Here is an 18842-nt window from a genome sequence, read left to right on the forward strand (position 1 = left end):
GCTGCGGCAACCAGGGGTCAGGAGTAGTTGACCAGGATGTAATGACTCGTCGGGTCGGTCCACACCCCGTCGGCGGTGCGTCCGCGCACCGACATCGTGTGCGGCCCCGGCGAACTCGGCACGTAGCTCACGGTGGCGGTGCCGGTCGTGCTCGCCGCCACCATGGCCGGCTCGCCGCCGTCGAAGCCGTACTCGAACTCCACGACACCCGGACTGCCCTGGGTGAGGGTGAACTCACCGGCGACGCCGACGCCACCGGCCCAGTCGCCGTACGGGTAGGTGCTCGACGACACCAACGGCGCCGTGCCGACCAGGAAGGCGTAATCGGTCTGCGGCGTGTACGCGCCCGCTCCGGTCCGACCCCGCACCGAGAAAACGTTCTCGCCGTTGCGATCCATGGTCACCCAGATGTCGGTCACCTGCGAGTTCGGCGTCTTCGGCACGCTCTGCCACGCCCCACCGTTGAGCTGGTACTCGAAGGTGGTCGCCTCGCTGATCTCGGTACGGACCTCGAACCGGCCCGACGTACCGATGCCACCGCGCGGGGTGTACTCGTCGAAGGCGCTCGACACCCGCACCTGCGGGTCGCGTACGTAGAAGTTGTAACGCCGCTCCGCGCTGACCGACCCATCGGCGGTCCGGCTGGTTACCGACAGCATGGTGCTTCCGGGATGCGTCGGGGTCAGCTCGATCGTCGCCTTCCCGTCCGTTCCCGCAGCGACAACCTGCTCCTCGCTGCTGTACTCCAGGGTGTAGCGGTACTCGACCACGTCGGAGCGGCCGGGGTTCAGGGTGAACCGCCCCACCTGACCGGGCTGGCCCGCCGGATCGTTCTCCGGGTAATCGGTGGAGACGACCACCGGAGCGTCACTGACCCCGAACGTGTAGGTCCGTACCGGCGAGAATGACCCATCCAGGAACCGCGTACGCACCGTCAACGTGTTGCTGCCGGAGCGGTCGGGTGCCAACGTCACCAGGGCGGAGCTGTACTCCGGGTCGGCGACCTGCTCCGGCCCACCGTTGAGCTGGTAGAGGTAGACGTCGACATCCGGCATGGCGGTGTCGAAGTTGAACTCGCCGGGGATGCCCACGCCACCCCACGAACCGAACTCGTAGTAGGTGCTGGAGTAGACCGTCGGCTTCGCGTCGATGACGTTGAACTGGTACTGCGCCGACTCGGAGTAGGTGCCGTCCGCGTCGATGCTGCGTACGTTGAGCGTGTACCAGTCCGGCTCCGTCGGCGTCCACTCCAGCACCGCACTGCCGTCGGCCCCCGCCTCGATGCGCTGCGGATCGTCGTAGCGGAACGCGTACTCGTACGCCACCACGCCCGCCCGGCCGGGTCGGAGGGTGAAGCTGCCCGAGCGGTCGACCACGCCGTCGGCGTCCGGGAAGGCGAAGTCGGTCGACTCCACGAACGGGGTGTCGGTGACCCGCACATTCTCCGTGTACGCACCGACGAACTGGGTGCCGACGTAGCTACGCACCTGGAGGTTCACCGAGCCGGCCTGCCCGAACACCACCGGGACGGTCGCGCTGCCGCCAGCGCCGGCCGCGACCCTGATCTCGGCGGCGTCGCCGATCCGGTAGCCGAACTCGGTAACCCCCGCGACATTGGTCGAGATGGCGAGCTGGCTCGGCAGCCCGACACCACCCACCGTCACCCGTACCGACGGCGCGGTGGAGCGTACGTAGAACTCGTACCGGGTCGTCGGTGAGGAGTTCGAAGCGCTGTCGACGGTACGCACGCTCAGAGCCTCGGAGAACGACGTCGGCGTGTATTCGAGCGTGACCGGTGCGCCCGGCGATGGCGCGGCAATGTAGTTGTACGTGTCGCCGAACCGTCCCCAGTAGTAGCCGACCACGTCCGGCGATCCGTTCGCCGTGAACGTGAACGTCCCCGGCACCCCCGAGCCGCCGTGCTGCTGACCGTCGTTCGGGTACGTGGCCGACGTGATGACGGGTGCGGCCGGGGCCTGCCCATCCACCTTCACGTAGCAGGGCTTGGCCCACTTCGAGTAGTCGTAGCCGTCGTACGCCCGTGCGGTCCAGGCCACCACCGTGCCGTGCGGGTATTGCGCCATGTTCCAGGTGCCCTTGGAAAGGGTGCCACCGTAGCTCTGCCCGAACTGCTCGGAACGCTGATCGTCATGGCCGACCGGCCACGCGGCGAACTGCCCGTTGAAGTTGTAGTCGTAGGGGTCGGCGTCCGCGCCCTCGACCATCAGCGTGTAGTTGCGTGCACCGACCGGCTGCGGGTTCGCCTTTGTGCCGCACCCCCACGAGGGGAATTCGAGGCCGATCCGCGTCACCGTCGGTGCGTGGTTGTACCGAGTGTTGATCGTGGGGAACGGGCGGAGCTTGCGGCCGTGGGAGAGCTCACCCTCGTAGCCGTGCGGCACCCGGATCTCGACGGTGAGGACCTGCTCGCCCCGGTCCGCCAACCGCTGAAGTGCGGGCTTGATGTCCCACACCAGATAGCCGGGGCAGGTGGCCTCGCCGCCGGCCTGGACGGTGCCGATCAGCTCTCGCCGCCGTGGCTTCGACTCCCAGCTCGTGGTCGCCGTGATCGGGTCGGTGCGCCACAGCTCGACCGGCTGGGCGGTCGCGCAGTCGGCCGCCGACCGCTCCTGGATCACCAGATCGGCCTGGTGGATGACAGTTGCGTCGAAACGCGCGACGTCGAAGCTGAAATAGGACCGGGACTTGTGCTTCTTGCCGTCCGTACCCGTCCAAGCCCCGATCGGCGCGTCCCCCTGCGGGTTGACAAACGACTCATTCGGCAACCGCGAGTCCGTGTACGCCCAGCCGGACTTGTTCACGGTGCGGGATTCGTAAGCCTGTGCCGGTGCGGCTGTGACGCTGAGTAAACCCGTTCCGACTATGACCCCGAGTGATGCGGCCATGAATCTTCGCGCGAGCAAGCGCAATCCACCTCCCCGTTGACGACGGCGTGCATGCCATCGATGGCGGGAGCATATCCGGCCCTGTCACACCTCAGGCATCCGATTTCCCGCTGCCCAGGGGCAAGATCCACACAGATACGACGAGGCCGTCACCCAGCCTCCTCAACCATCCCAATTGCCAATTACTGCTGTTATCTCCGGATACCGGTGCCCCTTGTGGATGTACCTCTACCTGACAACGATCGGGCACCTACAGATTGACATTCTCACTGAGCGTCATGCCCGAGTCCCGAATAAGGAGGCAGCGCGGTGGGGCCTGAGCCGGCCACCCACTTCGCCCCGTCCCGTTCTTCTCACGGCAAAGGAGAACACTCAGCGTGACCGTGCGACCACTGCCGAGCAGACACAGGGTGCTGCAACTGGGATTGCAACCACAGATCGCCCGGATCTTGGTCGTACCCGTCTGAGAGCCGGCCTGACCTGGTGTTACAGCGGTGGGCCGCCTGGGACTCGAACCCAGAACCCGCGGATTAAAAGTCCGCTGCTCTGCCAATTGAGCTAGCAGCCCGCGAGGGCCAAGACTACCGGATCACGTACCCGTCGCGCCCGGCTGGCCACCGGGGCACGGCGTACGGATATCCGACGCTCGGGCCCGCCGACGTGCTGGCCGGCGGGCCCGGAGACGACAGTGCTCCGCTCAGGCGCGCATCACGGTGGCGATCGGGATCCGGGCGGCCCGGATCGCCGGGATCAGACCGCCGAGTACCCCGGCGACGAGGCCGGCGACGACCCCCGCCACCCCCGCCTGCCAGGGGAAGACGAGGTCGGCCAGGAACTGCTCCCGGTCACCGAAGAGGGTGCTGATCGCGGTCAGGGCGGCGGCCGACAACCCGATCGCGGCAGCCGCCGTGAACAACCCGGTCAGCAGGGTTTCCGCCAGCACGATGCCGGCCAGCAACGACCGTGGGGTGCCGACCGCCCGCCTGAGGGCGAACTCCTCGACCCGTTCGCCGACGGTGGCGAGGCCGACGTTCAGGATGCCCGCGACACCGATGAGCAGCACCAGGCTGGCCATGCCGAGGAAGATCCAGCGCATCAGCGCCAGTTCCTTCGCGATCTCCTTGCGGGCCTGGATCGTCTCGGCGTGCATCTGGTCGGCGGGGATGCCGCTGGCAACCAGCCGGACCCGCAGCAGTTGTTCCACGTCGAGCGCCGTGGGCGCCATCATGATCTGCAAGCCGGGGCCGTAGTTCGAGTTGCCGGTCGGCGCCGGGAGCCAGTAGCCCAGCTCGTCGGCCCTGGCGTATGCGGCCGGCTGCGAGTTGCCGTCGTCGACCACCCCGAGGATCCGGGGCGTCGGGTTGGCGGTCGCCCCGTTGATCCGCATCTCGGCCGGCACCCGGTTGCGGCTGAAGCCCTTGGCCGCCTCGAGGTTGATCACGATGCCGGGGGACAACGACGGCTGGGTGGAGAAGTCCAGCCAGTTACCGGCAACCGACCGGAACGGCCGGAACTGCCGGATGTCACCGGTGAGCGCGCTCAGGCTCATCTCGATCGCCGCGCCGGGCACCTGGACGGCCGGGTCCTGGCCGTTCGTCGGTACGGGATAGCAGTTGCCGCTCTGGTCGCAGGTCACGTTGTAGCTCATGCCGTAGCCGCCGGGCTGGTCGAACGGCGCCCCACCGGGATTGATCGGCGTCACGCTCGGCTCGCCGATGATCACCTGGAAGTTGGTGACCGCGATCGCGTCCGGGCGTCCCTTCAGCGTCTCCTGGCTGATCCGGATCGAGTCCGCGGTGCCCTGGAGGTACATCTGCCGGGTGCCGTCCTTGCCCGCGTGCAGTTCGAGGTCGGCCAACCGGGCGCTCTTGGCGGTCTCGGCTCCGACCTGGACGACCACGACGGCGAGCACGCCCAGGAACAGGCTGACCATCGAGAGCAGGGTGCGCGTCTTGCGGGCCCGGATGCCCTGACCACCGATGATCAGCGCGGAACGGAACCGCCCGGACAGCCGGATCACCGGTACACCGCCGTGGCGTCGGCCACCGGTACGGGCTGGGCGGACGGGACGGTCTCCGCGACCGGCCTGGTGTCGGTGGCAGGTTCGAGCAGACCGTCGCTCAGCCGCAGCACCCGCTGCATCTTGTTGGCGTGGTCCCAGTCGTGGGTGACCAGGATCAGCCCGCAGCCCCGGTCGGTGGCGGCACGCATCACCTCGATCACCAGGTTGCCGGTCTCGGTGTCGAGCGCACCGGTCGGCTCGTCGGCGAGGAGCAGCCGGGGTTCGCGTACGAGCGCTCGGGCGACCGCGACCCGCTGCTGCTCGCCACCGGAGAGCCGGGCCGGCTTGTGCTTGGCCAGGTGGGCGATGCCGACCTGGTCGAGGGCCGCCATCGTCCTGGCCTTGCGCTTGCGACGGGACATCCAGCCCTGGCCGTTGACCAGGGCCATCGCCACGTTCTGCGCCGCGGTGAGGTGTTTGAGCAGGAAGAACCGCTGGAACACGAAGCCGAACTCGGCGCTGCGCAGCGCCGCCGCCCTACGCTCGGAGAGCTTGGTGATGTCCCGGCCGCCGAGCAGGTACTGCCCGCCGTCGGGCCGGTCGAACAGGCCGATCAGGCTCAGCAGGGTGCTTTTCCCGGAACCGGAACGGCCGAGGATCGCGACGCTCTCGCCACGGTCGACGGTCAGGTCGGCACCGGCGAGGATCGTACGCGGGGCCTGCTGTCCCTTGAGGGTCTTGGTGATGCCGTTGAGTTCCAGCAGCGCCGTCATTTTCCACCCATCGGCGCGTTCGGGTCACCCTCGCCGGGCTTCGCCGCGGGCAGGTTCGGACCGGGTACGGCAACCGTCTCCGTACCGGTCAGACCGGACTTGATCTCCACGACCTTGCCGTCGCTGAGCCCGAGCACCACATCCGTGGTCTGGCGTACGCCGTCCGGGCCAACCACGTCCACCTTGCCCTTGCCCTGCACCCCGGCAACCGCCTCGACCGGCAACGTCAGTACGTCGGCGGCCCGCTGGGTCACCACTTCGAGGGTCGCGGTCGCCCCGTTGATCAGCTTCACGTCGGCCGGGGCGGTGCAGACCACCCGCAGCCCGGTCGGCTCCGACGGCTCGGTCTTTCCCTGCTCGTCCGGGCGTACCGAGATCGGCGGTGCGACCGACGCACCCGGCACCGGCGCCACGGGCGGTGCGGCCGGCGGATCCGGAATGGTCCCGGCGGGCAGGGCCGCGATGGTGCCGAGCACCTTGCACGGGAACGGACCCGGGCCGTTCTTGATCTGGGCCTGTACGGTCGCGAGCCCCTCGGCGATCTGGTACGCCTGGGCCCCGTCCAGGTCGGCGACCAGCCCGTACCCGATCATCTTGGCTGAGACGATCGGCATGCCGACGGTCACGTTGGAACGGTCGTCCACCAGGCGGCCGGCGAACACCGCGCCGGCCGGCACCTCGATCCGGGTCGCCTTACCTGACACCCAGACGCTGGCCACCCTGGTGGGTTTGGTCGGGGTGCTCGTCGGCGTCTTCACGTCCAGGTAGCGAACCTGCCCCTTGACCGGCGCCACCAGCCCGAACACCGGGTTGACGGTGACCTTGCCGGTGAGGCTGACCTTGTTGGCCAGGTCCTGCCGGGTGGGCTGCACGGTGGTCATCGTCGTGCCCCTGGATTCGAGCCCCGGGGTTTCCGTCGCCGCGCCCGATTCGCTGCACCCGGCAGCGGCGCCCACCACCAGGGCGAGGACGCACGAACGGAGTAGCAATTGCCTTCGCACCGGTTCCCCTAACTCGATTGCTTCAGGCGTACATCTGAAAGACGCATGGCGATGGCGGTCCGTTGCGGCTGACACGCGACTATCTCGACGGCCATCGAAACCTGGCAAAGACTACCGTCGAAGATGGTTTCCCGAGGCCCGGCGAGCCCGGTCTTCATAGGAAATACACGACTCCCGAACGCATTCGCAGGACGATTGCACCGGCGGTAACGGTGCACAGCACGGCCGGCAACGGACCGGCCCCGGGCAGGTATTGCACCACCACCACCGCCATTCCCGCACCGACCAGAACCTCACCCGCCGGAACCGCCGTGTTAGCTTCCCGGACCATGATCGAGGATGTGTACGTCGGCAACGCCGGCCCGGACGCGGCGGGTGACCGGGGCTGGTTGCTCGGCCACTTCAAGCCGGTCGACGACGTACGGCACAGCACGGATGTCGAGATCAAGTGGGGTGTGCACCCGCCCGGTGACGAGCGGGCGGAGTGGGTCACCGGGGAACGGCGTACCGCCCTGCTCATGCTGATCAGTGGGCGTTTCCGGGTGGAACTGCCGGGGCGCAGCGTGCTGCTGTCGAAGCAGGGCGACTACGTGGTGTGGGGTCGGGGCGTGGACCACTCCTGGTACGCCGAACAGGAGTCGGTGGTGCTGACCGTACGGTGGCCCTCGGTCCCCGGATACGCCGTCGACGGCTAACTGTTGAGCGGGTCGAGTTCGGCGGCGGTGACGTCGTCGTGATTGGTCGAGACGCTGAGCGTGCGCCACTGCGCGTCGGTCTCGGCCCGGGTCCGCCCGGCCTGGGCGGCGTAGTTGACCGCGTCGGTGCCGAGCAGCAGCCGTACCGGGGGCTGGTCGAGGTCGGCGACGGTGAGCACCACCTGGGCGACCTTCGCCGGATCACCGGCGGCGTTGCCGGTGCCGCTGCGCAGCATCTTCGCGACGACCCCGACGGTCTGCCGGTAGGGCTCGCTGATCGGCGGGATCGCCATCGACGAGCCGGCCCAGTCCGTACGCATGCCGCCCGGCTCCAGCACCGTGACCCTGATGCCGAGCGGGGCGACCTCCTGGGCGAGGACCTCGGAGAATCCGCCCACCGCCCACTTCGATGCCTGGTACGCGGACAGTCCGGCGGTCGCCATCCGGCCGCCGAGCGAGGAGACCTGGATGATGTGCCCGGACCCCTGTGCCCGCAGTACGGGCAGCGCCGCCCGGGACACGTTGACCACGCCGAACAGGTTCGTGTCGACCTGGGCGCGGAAGTCCTCGGCGGTGATGTCCTCGGTCGAGGCGAGGTTGGCGTAACCGGCGTTGTTCACCACGACGTCGAGTCGGCCGAACGCGTCGACGGCGGTCCGCACGGCGGCCTCGGCTCCGGCGACGTCGGTGACGTCGAGCGCCACCGGTCGGATCCGGTCGCCGTACCTGTCGACCAGGTCGGCGAGCTGCTCCGGCGTACGGGCGGTGGCGACCAGTTGGTGCCCGGCACCGAGTACGGCCTCCGCGATGTGCCGGCCGAGGCCGCGTGCGCTACCGGTGACCAGGAAGACTTTTGACATGGTGTGGTGCCTTTCGTGACGTTCCCTGACTGACAGAGCACCCCCGGGCGATCTGCCAACTGACTGGTTAGTTGAAGTGAAGCACGGGCTTGCCGGAGCGTCAACTAGATGGTTAGTGAGCTAAGCTACGGGCCATGGTGGGGGACGCGCAGGCAACCAGACAGCGCCTGCTCGACGCGGCGACGAAGGAGTTCGCCGCGTACGGCATCGCCGGTGCACGGGTGGACCGGATCGCGGCCGAGGCCCGGTCGAACAAGGCGCAGATCTACCACTACTTCGGCAACAAGGACGGGCTGTTCGACGCGGTCTTCAACGCCCTGGTCGCCAACACCGTCCGCGAGGTACCGATCGACGTCACCGACCTGCCCGGCTACGCCGGCCGACTCTTCGACGGCTACGAGGCCCACCCCGAGGTGATCCGCCTGGCCACCTGGTACCGGTTGGAACGGGCCGGCTCACAGGCACCCCTTGAGTCGATCATGACCAGCAACCAGCACAAGATCGACGAGATCGAACGGGCACAGCGGGCCGGACAGCTCACCACCCGCTACACCGCGGTCGACCTGCTCGCCCTCGTGGTCCACCAGGCCGCCCTCTGGACCGCCGTCACACCCGAGTTCGCCACCCTGCTCGACACGCACTCGCGAAGCCACCGCCGCAGGATCGTCACCGACGCGGTCGCGGCCCTGCTGGCACCGTAGAAGACCACACCGACCGGTCCGCCGCCGGTCACCGTCGACCATCCACGGGTACGGGCGTACGCACGGTCGGACCGGGCGATCCACACGGGAAACCGGTGACAGTCCACGGGTGGGACCTGCGCGCCCCGACCGGCAGCCTCGAAGACATGACGGACAACGGAATCGAGCTGACCGCCCGACAGGACCGGCGGGATCACGTACACCCGGGGCTGACGGCCACGCTGCGGCGGCCCGCCGTGCACCTCGGCATCGCGCTCGGCGTACTCAATCTCCTCGACCTCGGCCGGTTCGAACCCGCCGGGTTCCTGACCTGGCTGCTGCCCCTGCTCGCGCTCTGCTACCTGGTGCTCGGCGTCGCCCGGCGGCGCCGCACGACCCGCGAGATCCTCACCCGCCAGAGCGCCGGGCTGCTGCTGTTCACGGTGATCGCGCTGGTCGCCCTGGTCGTCGACGCCACCATCGGGCAGTACGTGGTGGCCGCCGGCTACCTCGCCCACGCGGCCTGGGACTACGCCCACCGGGACGGCCGGGTGGTGCCACGCTGGTTCGTCGACTTCTGCGTCCCGTTCGACATCCTGATCGCGGCCTCGCTCGTCCTGGCAGCGCTGCGATGAGTACCGCCCCGGCTGCCCTGAGCAGAATCGCTGTCCGGACCCGGGAACCGGCTGCCAGGCTGTGGCGATGGCGCAGGAGCTGGGATTTCGCGGCGACGTTGTCGACTACTACCACCGGTACCGTCGCGGCTATCCGGCAGCGGTCATCGACGCCCTGGTGGCGGCCTTCGCACTGACCCGCGACGACACCGTGGTCGACCTCGGATGCGGCACCGGACAGCTCACCACCCCGATCGCCCACCGGGTACGCGCCGTGGTCGGCGTCGACCCGGAGCCGGACATGCTGACCCGAGCCCGATCCGCCGCCGCCGAGCGGGGCGTCGGCAACGCGACCTGGATGATCGGAACCGACGCCGACCTGCCCGCACTCGGCGCCCTGCTCGGCATGGGCGCCCTGGGCGCGGTGACCGTCGGCCAGGCGCTGCACTGGATGCGGCCCGACGAGCTGTTCCCCACCCTGTTCCCGCTGCTGCGCACCGGCGGCGGGGTGGCCGTGGTGACCAACGGAACTCCACTGTGGCTCCAGGACACCGACTGGTCCCGGGCCCTGCGCCGCTGGCTGGAGGCGTGGCTGGACAAGGATCTCGGCTACGCCTGCGGCACCGACGCCGACAGCCAGCTCCGCTACCGCGAAGCCCTGACCGTGTCCGGCTTCGACGTACGCGAACAGCACGTCGAGTACGCCGCCGACCTGGACCTGGAACACCTCGTCGGCGGCGTCTACTCGGCCCTGCCGGTCGACCGGCTACCCCCGCCGGACCAGCGCCCCCGGTTCGCCGAACAGCTCCGCCACGCCCTGCCCCCCGAGGACCGTTTCGCCGAGCACATCCGCGTCACGATGCTGCTCGGCACCAAGGTCCAGCACCAGGCAACCGAGCTGACCGGCCTACGCGGCAAGTAGATCCGACAGCGCGGCCATGTGCGCGACCCGTCCCCGGTGTTGACGAGCCTGAAGCACCAGGTTGGCCACCACGAGGGCGAAGTCCGTCTCCGGTACGTCCAGACCGAGCTTTCGATTGAGCCAGGGCGCCACCTCGCTCCACCGGTAGAACACCGTTCCCTCCCGAACAGGATCCACCGGAGGCGGAAAGTTGCCGGGCCCGCGGTCGCCTGTGGCGTATCGACGTACCGACTCCCGACTTTGACCGATCCGATCCGCGATGTCGGCAAGCGTCAGAAGATCCTGGTCCAGTACACGCAGTGCCACCAGGCCGACCGAGTCGATCGCACGAACCGCCGACGCGATGGCGTCCGCCAGGGTGGGCGCCTCCCGGTCAAACTCCGCGACGGGGAAGCCATGTTCCCGCCCGAACGCCGCGTCATCGAGCCCGGCGGCGAAGAGCGAGTCGAACTCCTCCTCGGCCGGCTCGCGATCGAGCACAACCGTGAACGTATGGGTTGTCACCGCCCACCTCCTACCACTCGCCCGGTGCAATAGTGCACCACCTCCTACCAATCGGAACGGGCGGGCCAGTCCCGTCGCGGGGGTGGGGCGTGCCACGATGACGGGTATGACCACCGACACCGGCGCCTTGCGGGAGCTGACCGTCGGCACCGGGGCGGGGCTCGACACCGCTGACATGGTGCTCAACATCGGGCCGCAACACCCGTCGACGCACGGCGTACTCCGGCTCAAGCTGGTGCTCGACGGCGAGCGGGTGGTCGCCTGCGAACCGATCGTCGGCTACATGCACCGGGGCGCGGAGAAGCTGTTCGAGGTACGCGACTACCGGCAGATCATCGTGCTGGCCAACCGGCACGACTGGCTGTCGGCCTTCGCCAACGAGTTGGGTGTGGTGCTGGCGGTCGAACGGCTGATGGGCATCGAGGTGCCGGAACGGGCGATCTGGTTGCGCACCGCCCTGGCCGAGCTGAACCGGGTGCTCAACCACCTGATGTTCCTCGGCTCGTACCCGCTGGAGATCGGCGCGATCACGCCGATGTTCTACGCGTTCCGCGAGCGCGAAACGCTCCAGGCGGTGATGGAGGAGGCCTCCGGTGGCCGGATCCACTACATGTTCAACCGGGTCGGCGGGCTGAAGGAGGAGGTACCGGCCGGGTGGACCGGTCGGGCCCGAGCCGCGATCGGCGAGGTACGCCGGCGGATGCCCGACCTGGACAACCTGATCCGACGCAACGAGATCTTCCTGGCCCGTACCGTCGGGGTCGGCGTGCTCTCCGCCGCCGACGCGGCCGCGTTCGGTGCCTCCGGCCCGGTCGCCCGCGCCTCCGGACTCGACCTGGACCTGCGCCGGGACGAGCCCTACCTGGCGTACGGCTCGCTCGACGTGCCCGTCGTCACCCGGACCACCGGGGACTGTCACGCCCGGTTCGAGGTCCTCCTCGACCAGGTGTACGTCTCACTCGACCTCGCCGAACAGTGCCTGGACCAGGTCGACCGGCTCGCCGGGCCGGTCAACGTCCGGCTCCCCAAGGTGGTGAAGGCCCCCGAGGGGCACACCTACGCCTGGACCGAGAACCCGCTCGGCATCAACGGCTACTACCTGGTGTCCAAGGGCGAGAAGACCCCGTGGCGGATGAAGCTGCGCACGGCGTCGTACGCGAACGTGCAGGCCCTGGCCACCCTGCTCCCCGGCTGCCTGGTACCGGACCTGATCGCCGTACTCGGTTCGATGTTCTTCGTGGTGGGCGACATCGACAAGTAGTGCCGCTCAGCGGCGGCGGGTTCCGCCCGCGCGGGGCACGTCGTCGTCGGGCGGATAGCCGTACGCCGGCTCCTCGGCGCGGCGGCGGCCCGGACCGGCCGGCTCGCGCCCCGCCGAGTCCCAACCCCCACGCCGCGAGGCCGACGGCTCCGCACCCCCGGCCGGCAGCGCCGGGGCACCGCCCCACCGATCCTGGCCACCGCCCGACCACGCCCCCGCATCCGCACCCGGCCAGTGCGCGTCACCGGAGCCCCCCGATCCGGGCCGGCGTGCCTCACCGGAGCCGCCCGATCCGGGCCGGTACGCCTCGCCTGAGCCGGCGCCGGTCGAGCCGGGCCACTGGGCGCCGCCCGCATCGCCGCGTGCACCGGAACCGGACCACTCGTCGGCCCTGCGGCGCCCACCCGATGCCCGGTCGTCGCCCGCCCGGCCGCCACTGCCGCCGGGTGCCCTGTCGTCGGCCGCCCGGCGTCCGCCCGGCTCGTCACGCCACGACTCGGCCCGCTGCGGCTCGCCTCGCCAGGAATCCTCCCTGCCGGACTGGGCGCGCCACGCCTCCTCGCGCCGGGGCTCGTCACGCCGGGCCTCCGCCCGTCGGGGCTCGTCCCGCCGCATGCTCGCCCAGCGGTCCTCCACCCGCATCTCGGTGCCCGAGTCGTCGGCACGCACCGCTGCCCGCCGCTCGCCCATCCGCAGCTCGCTGCCGTGCTCGTCCCGGCGTACCGAGGCCCAACGGTCGCCGGCCCCGCCCGACCAGTGCGGGTCGCCCTCGTACCCGGGGTCGTCCGGCTCGTCCCGGTCGTACCGGCCGGCACGCCGCGCCCCGCTGTCGCCACGGTCCCGGGGCCACTGGTCGGACCGGGAATCCTCGTCCGGACCGGCCCTGCGCCGGCCACGCGCCGGTTGCTCGGGCCAGTCGTCCTCACGGTCATCGCCCCGGCCCCCGTAGGCGTTGCCGGGCGGATAGCCGGCACCCGACGGGTACGCCGACCCGGAGTCGTAACCGGTCCCGCCGTAGACGGAGCCGGCCCCGCCGTCGTCACCGGGCGGGCCGACGATGGTCTGCCGGGTGGTGACCTTCACCGTCTCGGTGTGCCGGACCACCCCACCGGCCAGGTGCGGCCGATGCGCGGGGCCGGCGCCACCGGCGGGTGCCGACGCGCCCCGACCGCCGCCCCGGTCCGCGCCGTAGCCGGGTTCGGGCTCCCCGGCCGGATACTGGCCGCCGCCGTACTGCTGGCCGGAGCCGTACTGGCTGGTGCCGCCGTACTGGGCGGGGCCGCGCTGGGGGTTGCCGTACTGACCCGCGCCCTCGGCCCGCCGGGGGTCGGCCCGACCGAAGTCGCCCGGCTCGAAGTCCTGTTCACGTCCTGCGGGACCGGAGCGTCCATCCCGCTCCGGGCGGGGCGGCGTCGGAGCGGCACGTTCGGCGGCGGGGCGGGACGGGGCGCCGTACACGCCCTCGCGGGCCGGCTCCCGCCGCTCCGGCTCGACCGCTGGTCCGGCCGCCGCCGGGGCCGAGCCCGACCGGACGGCTCCGGCCGCCGGCACACCGGCCCGACCGGGTACGGCATCCGCCCGCGCGTCGAGCTGACGGCGCAGTGCCTCCACGTTCTGCTGCATCACCTGCAACTGCTCACCCACGGACTGGTGGGTGGCTCGGTTGGCGGTGCCGATGTCCTGGCGCAGTTCGCCGCGAAGTTCCTCGATCTCTTCGAGGAGGGTCTCCTCCAGCTCCGAACGTACGGTTTGCACGTCACCACGGAGTGTGATCGACAGTCCAATCAGGACAACCGCGAGTACGGCCAGCACGGCGGCGATCCGCAGCGGCCCGTTGCTCTGCCCGAACAGGAGCATCAGCGCAGCCAGCGGGGCCAACCCGACACCGACCCAGAACAGCACGGTCAGCAGTTGCCGGCGGTACGGCTGCTCGGTGTCATCCCCGGCGGGCATGGCACTGGAGCCTACCCACAGTTGCCGAATCCGGGGAGGGGGCGTCCACCGTCACCGCACACCGCCCGTACGCGACGCGGGGGCCGTCGCCGCGACCAGCGGCGCCGACCCCCACGGGCGGTGTACGGGTAGGTCAACCGACGGCGAGTTCACCGTCGGAGGAGAGCACCAGACCCACGCTGATCGCACCACTGGTCAGCGCGGACTTGGTCTGGGGACCACCGGCGTCCAGCGAGCTGAACGAACCGGCCTTGAAGTTGTAGACCTCGACCAGCCCGGCCTGGCACTTCGGTCGCTGCGGGCACTCCGGCGGCCCACCGAGGATGGTGGCCGTACCGGAGCACTTGGCGGCCAGGTCGGACAGGGTCTTGAGCCCGTGCTGGTCGGCGAAGGCCTGGGTGACCGCGAAGGCGTTCTGGTCCTGGGCGGTGGAGGGGGTGCCGAAGGTCAGGCCGACCTTCTCCCCGAGGCCCTTCAGGTTGGTGACCGTCTGGTTCAGGTCGGAGGAGGCGACCGGGGTGGTGCTGCCCTGGTTGATCTTGCCATTGAGGAAGGTGGCCAGGGTGGCGGCGTACTCCGGCACCACCTGGATCTCACCCTTCTCCAGCGCCGGCTCGTACAGTTCCCGGTTGCCGATCGTCTGGACCTTGACCTGGAAGCCGGCCGCGGTCAGTGCGATCGAGTAGAGCTCACCGAGGGTCTGGTTCTCGCTGAAGTTGGCCACTCCGACGGTGATCGGCCCACCCGCACCCTTGGTGATCCCGCTGGTGAGGTTGTTCGCGGAGGCGAACTCCTCCGCCGCCACCTTGGGGGTCTTCCGGTCGACGTCCACGGCCTTGTTGAGCTGGATCAGCTTCGGCGTGTCGACCGCGGCGGAGACCTTGTCCAGCGCGGCGACCAGCTCCGGCTTGGCGGCCTTGGCGTTGATCGCCGGAATGATGTTATCGGTGTCCTGCAGTTTCTTGTCGTCGTCGAGGACCACCAGCTTCTTGCCGGCCACCGGTGCACAACCGGCACCCGCCGCCGCGCTCGGTGGCGCCTCGGTCCCCGATGATCCTGACTCCCCGCATCCGGCGAGGAACGTGGCCGCCGCGAGTGCGCCGACCGCTCCCACCGCCAGACGTGTACGTGCGCGCATGACGCCCGCCTTCCGTGTCCCGGCGCGGCCCGGGGGCCGGCCGCGTGTCCGACGGACGATCTGACGTGGTGATCGCCCGCGACCTCCCACCCAACATCGTCGCGTACCGGCGGACAACTCGGGGGCGATGTCGTCACAGGATCGTCACACTGTTAGCCGGCCCGAATAACGGGTACGCCACCAGCCGGTCACGTACTGTTCCGGCGGGCCGGTCGCCTCGGCCCGGCGGACGGCGACAACCGCTCGCCCGGCGGTGGCCGGGATCACTCACCTCGGCGGTGCGAGCAACGACACCTCCGGGCCGGTCACCGGCGGTGTCGAACTCCCACCCGTCCCCACCTCGTCGGCCCGGCCGGACGGACTCCGCTCAGGAACCCCCGATGGCGGCGGCGGCGCGGCGGTCCGCCCGCCGGCTCCTACGGCGCAGCGGGCGCGGGGTGACCGCCCGCTCGACAACGGCCAGGATCGCCTCGACCAGCACCGCGAGCAGTGCCACCAGCAGGCCCCCGGCCAGGATCTGGCCCCCGCCGACGGCGATGCCGAGCCCGAACCCGGCGCTGATGATCTGCCCGAGGCCACCGCCGTTGACAAACGAGGCGAGCGCCGCGGTGGCGACCACCTGCACCGCCGCGGTACGGAATCCGGCGGCGAGGTACGGCACCGACAGCGGGAGTTCCACCCGCCGGAGCAGTTGCCCCCCGGACAGTCCCATCCCCCGGGCGGCGTCCCGCGTCTCCGGATCGACCTCCCGCACCCCCGTGTACGCGTTCGCGAGCAGCGGCGGCACCGCGAAGACCGCCAGCGCCACGATCACCGGCCGTTGGCCGAAGCCCAGGGCGGTCAGCGGGAGGATGGTCAGCAGGGCGATGGTCGGGATGGCCAGCGTCACGTTCGAGATCAACAGCACGAAGCCCCCGCCCCGGCCGATGTGGCCGAGCCAGAGCCCGATCGGCCAGGCGACCAGGCAGCCGAGCGCGACCGCGGCGGCGGAGATGGTGAGGTGCTCGCCCAGCCGGTCCAGGATCCCTCCCGGATTGGTCCAGTTCAGCGGGTCGTTGAGCCAGGTCACGGCCTGTTCGAGCGCGTTCATCGGGCCCTCCCCCGGACGATCCACGGTGTCAGCAGCCGGCCGATGCCGGCGAGGATCAGGTCGAGCACCAGGGCCAGGACCACGCAGAGCACGGTCCCGGTGAGGATCTCGGCCTTGAAGAAGTTGTTCCGGAAACCGCCGAGGATGAGCTGACCGAGCCCGCCGTGCCCGACCAGGACCCCGACCGTGACCAGCGCCACGGTGGAGACGGTGGCCAGGCGTACGCCGGTGAGGATGCCCGGCAGGGCCAGGGGAAGGTCGATCCGGAGCAGGCGACCCAGCCGGCCGTACCCCATTCCCTCGGCGGCGTCGCGTACCTCGGCCGGCACCTGGTTGAGCCCGGCGAGCGTGTTTCTGATGATCAGCAGCAATGCGTAGAGGACCAGACCGACCAGAACGGTCGTGGTGCCGATGCCGAGCACCGGAGCGAGGAAGGCGAACAGCGCGAGTGAGGGGACCGTGTAGAGAATCCCGGATAGTGCGAGAATCGGCCCGGCGAGAGCACGGAACCAGTACGCCGCGACCGCAAGCGGTATCGCTATCAGTGCGGCGAGTAACACCGCCTGCGCGGTCAGGCTCGCGTGTTCTCGCAGTGCGGCAAGAATGGTGTCAGAGTTGTCCCGCACGTACTGCCAGGAGAACCACGGATTGCCCGGGGCTTCCCGGTAGGCCAGGTGGAAGGACATAGGTGAACGCTACCCCGGAGGGCGATTCCGCGGCATCGCACCGCAGCGCGCCGAACAACGCCGGCGCGTCGAACAACGGCGGCGCGTCGAACAACGGCGCGCCGAGTGCGGCGTCGATCCGGCTGGACGGGGTCCGCAAGCAGTACCCGGACGGGACCGTCGCGGTCAACGAACTCGACCTGTCCGTCCCGGCCGGCGAGCTGGTGGTGCTGATCGGTCCGTCCGGCTGCGGCAAGTCCACCGTCCTGCGCATGATCAACCGGCTGATCGAGCCGACGGGCGGGCGGATCCTGCTCGACGACGAGGACGTCACCCGGGTCGACCCGGTCGAGCTCCGCCGCCGGATCGGGTACGTGATCCAGAACGTCGGACTCTTTCCACACCAGACGGTCCAGGCCAACGTCGGCACCGTACCGCGCCTGCTCGGCTGGTCCCGGGCCCGCATCCGGAGCCGCTCCGACGAGCTGCTCGACCTGGTCGGCCTCGATCCGGTCCAGTTCGGCCGGCGTTACCCGCACGAACTCTCCGGCGGGCAGCGGCAGCGGGTCGGGGTGGCCCGGGCACTGGCCGCCGACCCGGTGGTGCTGCTGATGGACGAGCCGTTCTCGGCGGTGGACCCGATCGCCCGCGCCCGGCTCCAGGAGGAGTTCCTCCGGCTGCAGGCGGAGGTGCACAAGACCATCGTGCTGGTGACCCACGACCTGGACGAGGCGGTCCGGCTCGGTGACCGGATCGCCGTACTCTCCCAGGGCGGGCGGCTGGAGCAGTACGACCAGCCGGCCACCCTGCTGGGCGAGCCGGCCTCACCGTTCGTCCGGGAGTTCGTCGGCGCCGACCGGGGCATCCGCCGGCTCGCGGTCACCCCGATCACCGCCGACCTGCTCAAACCGCTGCCGGAAACGCCGTCCGACGCCTCCCTGCCCCGGCTGGAGCTGGGCTCGTCGCTCTACGACGCACTCGCCACCCTGCTCATCACCAACGCCGACGAGGCCCAGGTGACCGAGGCCGGCAAGCCCGTCGGACTCCTCACCCGCCACCGCATCCTCAGCATCGACTACCCCGCCGACCCCGTCGCCTGACGTCCTCCTCCGCCGCGAGCGGGGCCTGATGTAGAGAAAGAGTGGCAATCCCCGAGGGAATTCCCACTCTTTCTCTACAACTGCGTGAACCCCGGCGAGGCGCGGGACGGGGCATCAGCGGCGGCCGCGCCAGCTGCCGAGGGTGGCGAGGCCGATGATCCAGCCGACGAAGAGGCCGTAACCGGCGCCGTCGCCGGCTGCTCGGAAGGCGCCGAGCAGCGTCGGGTTGGCCTGGATCAGGGTGGTGAACAGTGCCGCGAAGGCACCGGCGAAGACGTACGACGCCCAGCCGGCGAAGAGCTGGCTGAGGGTGCCCCGGGCTCGGGCGAGCTGTGAACCGGGCAGGAGATAGAGGAAAAGCGCGGTGAGTACGACGACCAGGATCGCCTTGAGGTCGGCGGCGATGACGTTCTGCACCGAGTCGTCGGAGTCGAACCGCCAGGCCGGCCAGGAGAGCAGCCGGAGGAACCAGCCACCCGCCGTGTTCGGATCGGTGTTGTCCGCGGCCCAGTTCACGTACCACGGGCTGCCGAAGACGAGGACCAGGATGAGTGCGGCCAGGGTGCCCGCACCCGTTGCGGTCTTGTAGCGATTGGTGAGAGCCATGGCGCGTTAGTTCCCAGCGCGCTCCGGCGGACAAACCTGAGAGTTGCTCACCCGTTGGTGCCCAGCCCGATG

Annotated in this window: 17 protein-coding genes and 1 tRNA gene; 6 read left to right on the forward strand and 12 right to left on the reverse strand. The window is 70.1% G+C overall.

Annotation, left to right across the window (positions count from 1 at the left end):
- Window positions 1–17: 17 nt before the first annotated feature.
- From OIE47_RS11875 to OIE47_RS11895, 5 genes are all read right to left on the reverse strand, one after another.
- Window positions 18–2822 carry a hypothetical protein gene (locus OIE47_RS11875; RefSeq protein ID WP_326561556.1) on the reverse strand — a complete coding sequence of 935 codons (2805 nt, stop codon included), beginning with the start codon at window positions 2820–2822 and terminating at the stop codon, window positions 18–20.
- Window positions 2823–3401: 579 nt separating this feature from the next.
- Window positions 3402–3474 (reverse strand) — tRNA-Lys (locus tag OIE47_RS11880).
- A 129-nt stretch (window positions 3475–3603) separates the two neighbouring features.
- Window positions 3604–4926: an ABC transporter permease gene (locus tag OIE47_RS11885; RefSeq protein ID WP_326561557.1), complete on the reverse strand. Its 1323-nt coding sequence runs from the start codon at window positions 4924–4926 to the stop codon at window positions 3604–3606.
- Entirely contained in the window at window positions 4923–5681 is a 759-nt protein-coding gene (locus tag OIE47_RS11890) for an ABC transporter ATP-binding protein (protein ID WP_326561558.1), read from the reverse strand. The genes OIE47_RS11885 and OIE47_RS11890 overlap by 4 nt, the downstream gene beginning before the upstream one ends.
- Window positions 5678–6562 (reverse strand): efflux RND transporter periplasmic adaptor subunit, encoded by an 885-nt coding sequence (locus OIE47_RS11895; RefSeq protein WP_326561559.1) that lies wholly within the window; start codon window positions 6560–6562, stop codon window positions 5678–5680. Before OIE47_RS11895 ends, OIE47_RS11890 begins: the two co-directional genes overlap by 4 nt.
- A gap of 449 nt (window positions 6563–7011) precedes the next feature.
- On the opposite strand from OIE47_RS11895, the gene OIE47_RS11900 reads away from it, so the two are divergent.
- On the forward strand, window positions 7012–7377 hold the full coding sequence (locus OIE47_RS11900) for a signal peptidase I (RefSeq protein WP_326561560.1): 366 nt from the start codon (window positions 7012–7014) through the stop codon (window positions 7375–7377).
- Here OIE47_RS11900 and OIE47_RS11905 read toward each other — a convergent pair.
- The gene (locus OIE47_RS11905; RefSeq protein ID WP_326561561.1) at window positions 7374–8237 is read right to left on the reverse strand and encodes an SDR family NAD(P)-dependent oxidoreductase; all 864 of its coding nucleotides are present in this window, start codon (window positions 8235–8237) and stop codon (window positions 7374–7376) included. The two genes, OIE47_RS11900 and OIE47_RS11905, sit on opposite strands and share 4 nt — an antisense overlap.
- Window positions 8238–8371: 134 nt before the next feature.
- Between OIE47_RS11905 and OIE47_RS11910 the strand changes: the two genes are divergently transcribed.
- The 3 genes from OIE47_RS11910 to OIE47_RS11920 all read left to right on the forward strand — a co-directional run bounded on the left by OIE47_RS11910 (window position 8372) and on the right by OIE47_RS11920 (window position 10453).
- On the forward strand, window positions 8372–8938 hold the full coding sequence (locus OIE47_RS11910) for a TetR family transcriptional regulator (RefSeq protein WP_326561562.1): 567 nt from the start codon (window positions 8372–8374) through the stop codon (window positions 8936–8938).
- 146 nt (window positions 8939–9084) lie between these two features.
- A complete protein-coding gene (locus OIE47_RS11915; protein WP_326561563.1) occupies window positions 9085–9552 on the forward strand; it encodes a hypothetical protein in 468 nt (155 codons plus the stop codon).
- A 67-nt stretch (window positions 9553–9619) separates the two neighbouring features.
- Window positions 9620–10453 carry a class I SAM-dependent methyltransferase gene (locus tag OIE47_RS11920; RefSeq protein ID WP_326561564.1) on the forward strand — a complete coding sequence of 278 codons (834 nt, stop codon included), beginning with the start codon at window positions 9620–9622 and terminating at the stop codon, window positions 10451–10453.
- On the opposite strand, the gene OIE47_RS11925 is transcribed toward OIE47_RS11920, so the two are convergent.
- Entirely contained in the window at window positions 10439–10933 is a 495-nt protein-coding gene (locus OIE47_RS11925; RefSeq protein ID WP_326561565.1) for a helix-turn-helix transcriptional regulator, read from the reverse strand. The genes OIE47_RS11920 and OIE47_RS11925 overlap by 15 nt on opposite strands.
- Window positions 10934–11054: 121 nt before the next feature.
- Here OIE47_RS11925 and OIE47_RS11930 point away from each other — a divergent pair, with 121 nt between their 5' ends.
- Window positions 11055–12218, forward strand: a complete 1164-nt coding sequence (locus OIE47_RS11930; protein WP_326561566.1) for an NADH-quinone oxidoreductase subunit D — start codon at window positions 11055–11057, stop codon at window positions 12216–12218.
- Between the two features lie 6 nt (window positions 12219–12224).
- Here OIE47_RS11930 and OIE47_RS11935 read toward each other — a convergent pair whose 3' ends face one another.
- The 4 genes from OIE47_RS11935 to OIE47_RS11950 all read right to left on the reverse strand — a co-directional run bounded on the left by OIE47_RS11935 (window position 12225) and on the right by OIE47_RS11950 (window position 17085).
- On the reverse strand, window positions 12225–14171 hold the full coding sequence (locus OIE47_RS11935) for a hypothetical protein (protein ID WP_326561567.1): 1947 nt from the start codon (window positions 14169–14171) through the stop codon (window positions 12225–12227).
- 133 nt (window positions 14172–14304) lie between these two features.
- Entirely contained in the window at window positions 14305–15309 is a 1005-nt protein-coding gene (locus tag OIE47_RS11940) for a glycine betaine ABC transporter substrate-binding protein (RefSeq protein WP_326561568.1), read from the reverse strand.
- A 367-nt stretch (window positions 15310–15676) separates the two neighbouring features.
- Window positions 15677–16399, reverse strand: a complete 723-nt coding sequence (locus OIE47_RS11945; RefSeq protein WP_326561569.1) for an ABC transporter permease — start codon at window positions 16397–16399, stop codon at window positions 15677–15679.
- Window positions 16396–17085, reverse strand: a complete 690-nt coding sequence (locus tag OIE47_RS11950; protein ID WP_326561570.1) for an ABC transporter permease — start codon at window positions 17083–17085, stop codon at window positions 16396–16398. Before OIE47_RS11950 ends, OIE47_RS11945 begins: the two co-directional genes overlap by 4 nt.
- Before the next feature lie 116 nt (window positions 17086–17201).
- On the opposite strand from OIE47_RS11950, the gene OIE47_RS11955 reads away from it, so the two are divergent.
- A complete protein-coding gene (locus OIE47_RS11955; RefSeq protein ID WP_326563064.1) occupies window positions 17202–18164 on the forward strand; it encodes an ABC transporter ATP-binding protein in 963 nt (320 codons plus the stop codon).
- A gap of 114 nt (window positions 18165–18278) precedes the next feature.
- On the opposite strand, the gene OIE47_RS11960 is transcribed toward OIE47_RS11955, so the two are convergent.
- Window positions 18279–18770 (reverse strand): hypothetical protein, encoded by a 492-nt coding sequence (locus OIE47_RS11960; RefSeq protein WP_326561571.1) that lies wholly within the window; start codon window positions 18768–18770, stop codon window positions 18279–18281.
- Window positions 18771–18842 lie beyond the last annotated feature (72 nt).

This window comes from Micromonospora sp. NBC_01796 (assembly GCF_035917455.1).
In the GTDB taxonomy this organism is placed as follows: Bacteria; Actinomycetota; Actinomycetes; order Mycobacteriales; family Micromonosporaceae; genus Micromonospora_G.

Bases quoted from the DNA above. Each gene is read 5' to 3' on its own strand.
- OIE47_RS11890 (WP_326561558.1), bottom strand. From the start codon at position 5,681: ATGACGGCGCTGCTGGAACTCAACGGCATCACCAAGACCCTCAAGGGA.
- OIE47_RS11895 (WP_326561559.1), bottom strand. From the start codon at position 6,562: ATGACCACCGTGCAGCCCACCCGGCAGGACCTGGCCAACAAGGTCAGC.
- OIE47_RS11900 (WP_326561560.1), top strand. From the start codon at position 7,012: ATGATCGAGGATGTGTACGTCGGCAACGCCGGCCCGGACGCGGCGGGT.
- OIE47_RS11905 (WP_326561561.1), bottom strand. From the start codon at position 8,237: ATGTCAAAAGTCTTCCTGGTCACCGGTAGCGCACGCGGCCTCGGCCGG.
- OIE47_RS11910 (WP_326561562.1), top strand. From the start codon at position 8,372: ATGGTGGGGGACGCGCAGGCAACCAGACAGCGCCTGCTCGACGCGGCG.
- OIE47_RS11915 (WP_326561563.1), top strand. From the start codon at position 9,085: ATGACGGACAACGGAATCGAGCTGACCGCCCGACAGGACCGGCGGGAT.
- OIE47_RS11920 (WP_326561564.1), top strand. From the start codon at position 9,620: ATGGCGCAGGAGCTGGGATTTCGCGGCGACGTTGTCGACTACTACCAC.
- OIE47_RS11930 (WP_326561566.1), top strand. From the start codon at position 11,055: ATGACGGGTATGACCACCGACACCGGCGCCTTGCGGGAGCTGACCGTC.
- OIE47_RS11935 (WP_326561567.1), bottom strand. From the start codon at position 14,171: ATGCCCGCCGGGGATGACACCGAGCAGCCGTACCGCCGGCAACTGCTG.
- OIE47_RS11940 (WP_326561568.1), bottom strand. From the start codon at position 15,309: ATGCGCGCACGTACACGTCTGGCGGTGGGAGCGGTCGGCGCACTCGCG.
- OIE47_RS11945 (WP_326561569.1), bottom strand. From the start codon at position 16,399: ATGAACGCGCTCGAACAGGCCGTGACCTGGCTCAACGACCCGCTGAAC.
- OIE47_RS11950 (WP_326561570.1), bottom strand. From the start codon at position 17,085: ATGTCCTTCCACCTGGCCTACCGGGAAGCCCCGGGCAATCCGTGGTTC.
- OIE47_RS11960 (WP_326561571.1), bottom strand. From the start codon at position 18,770: ATGGCTCTCACCAATCGCTACAAGACCGCAACGGGTGCGGGCACCCTG.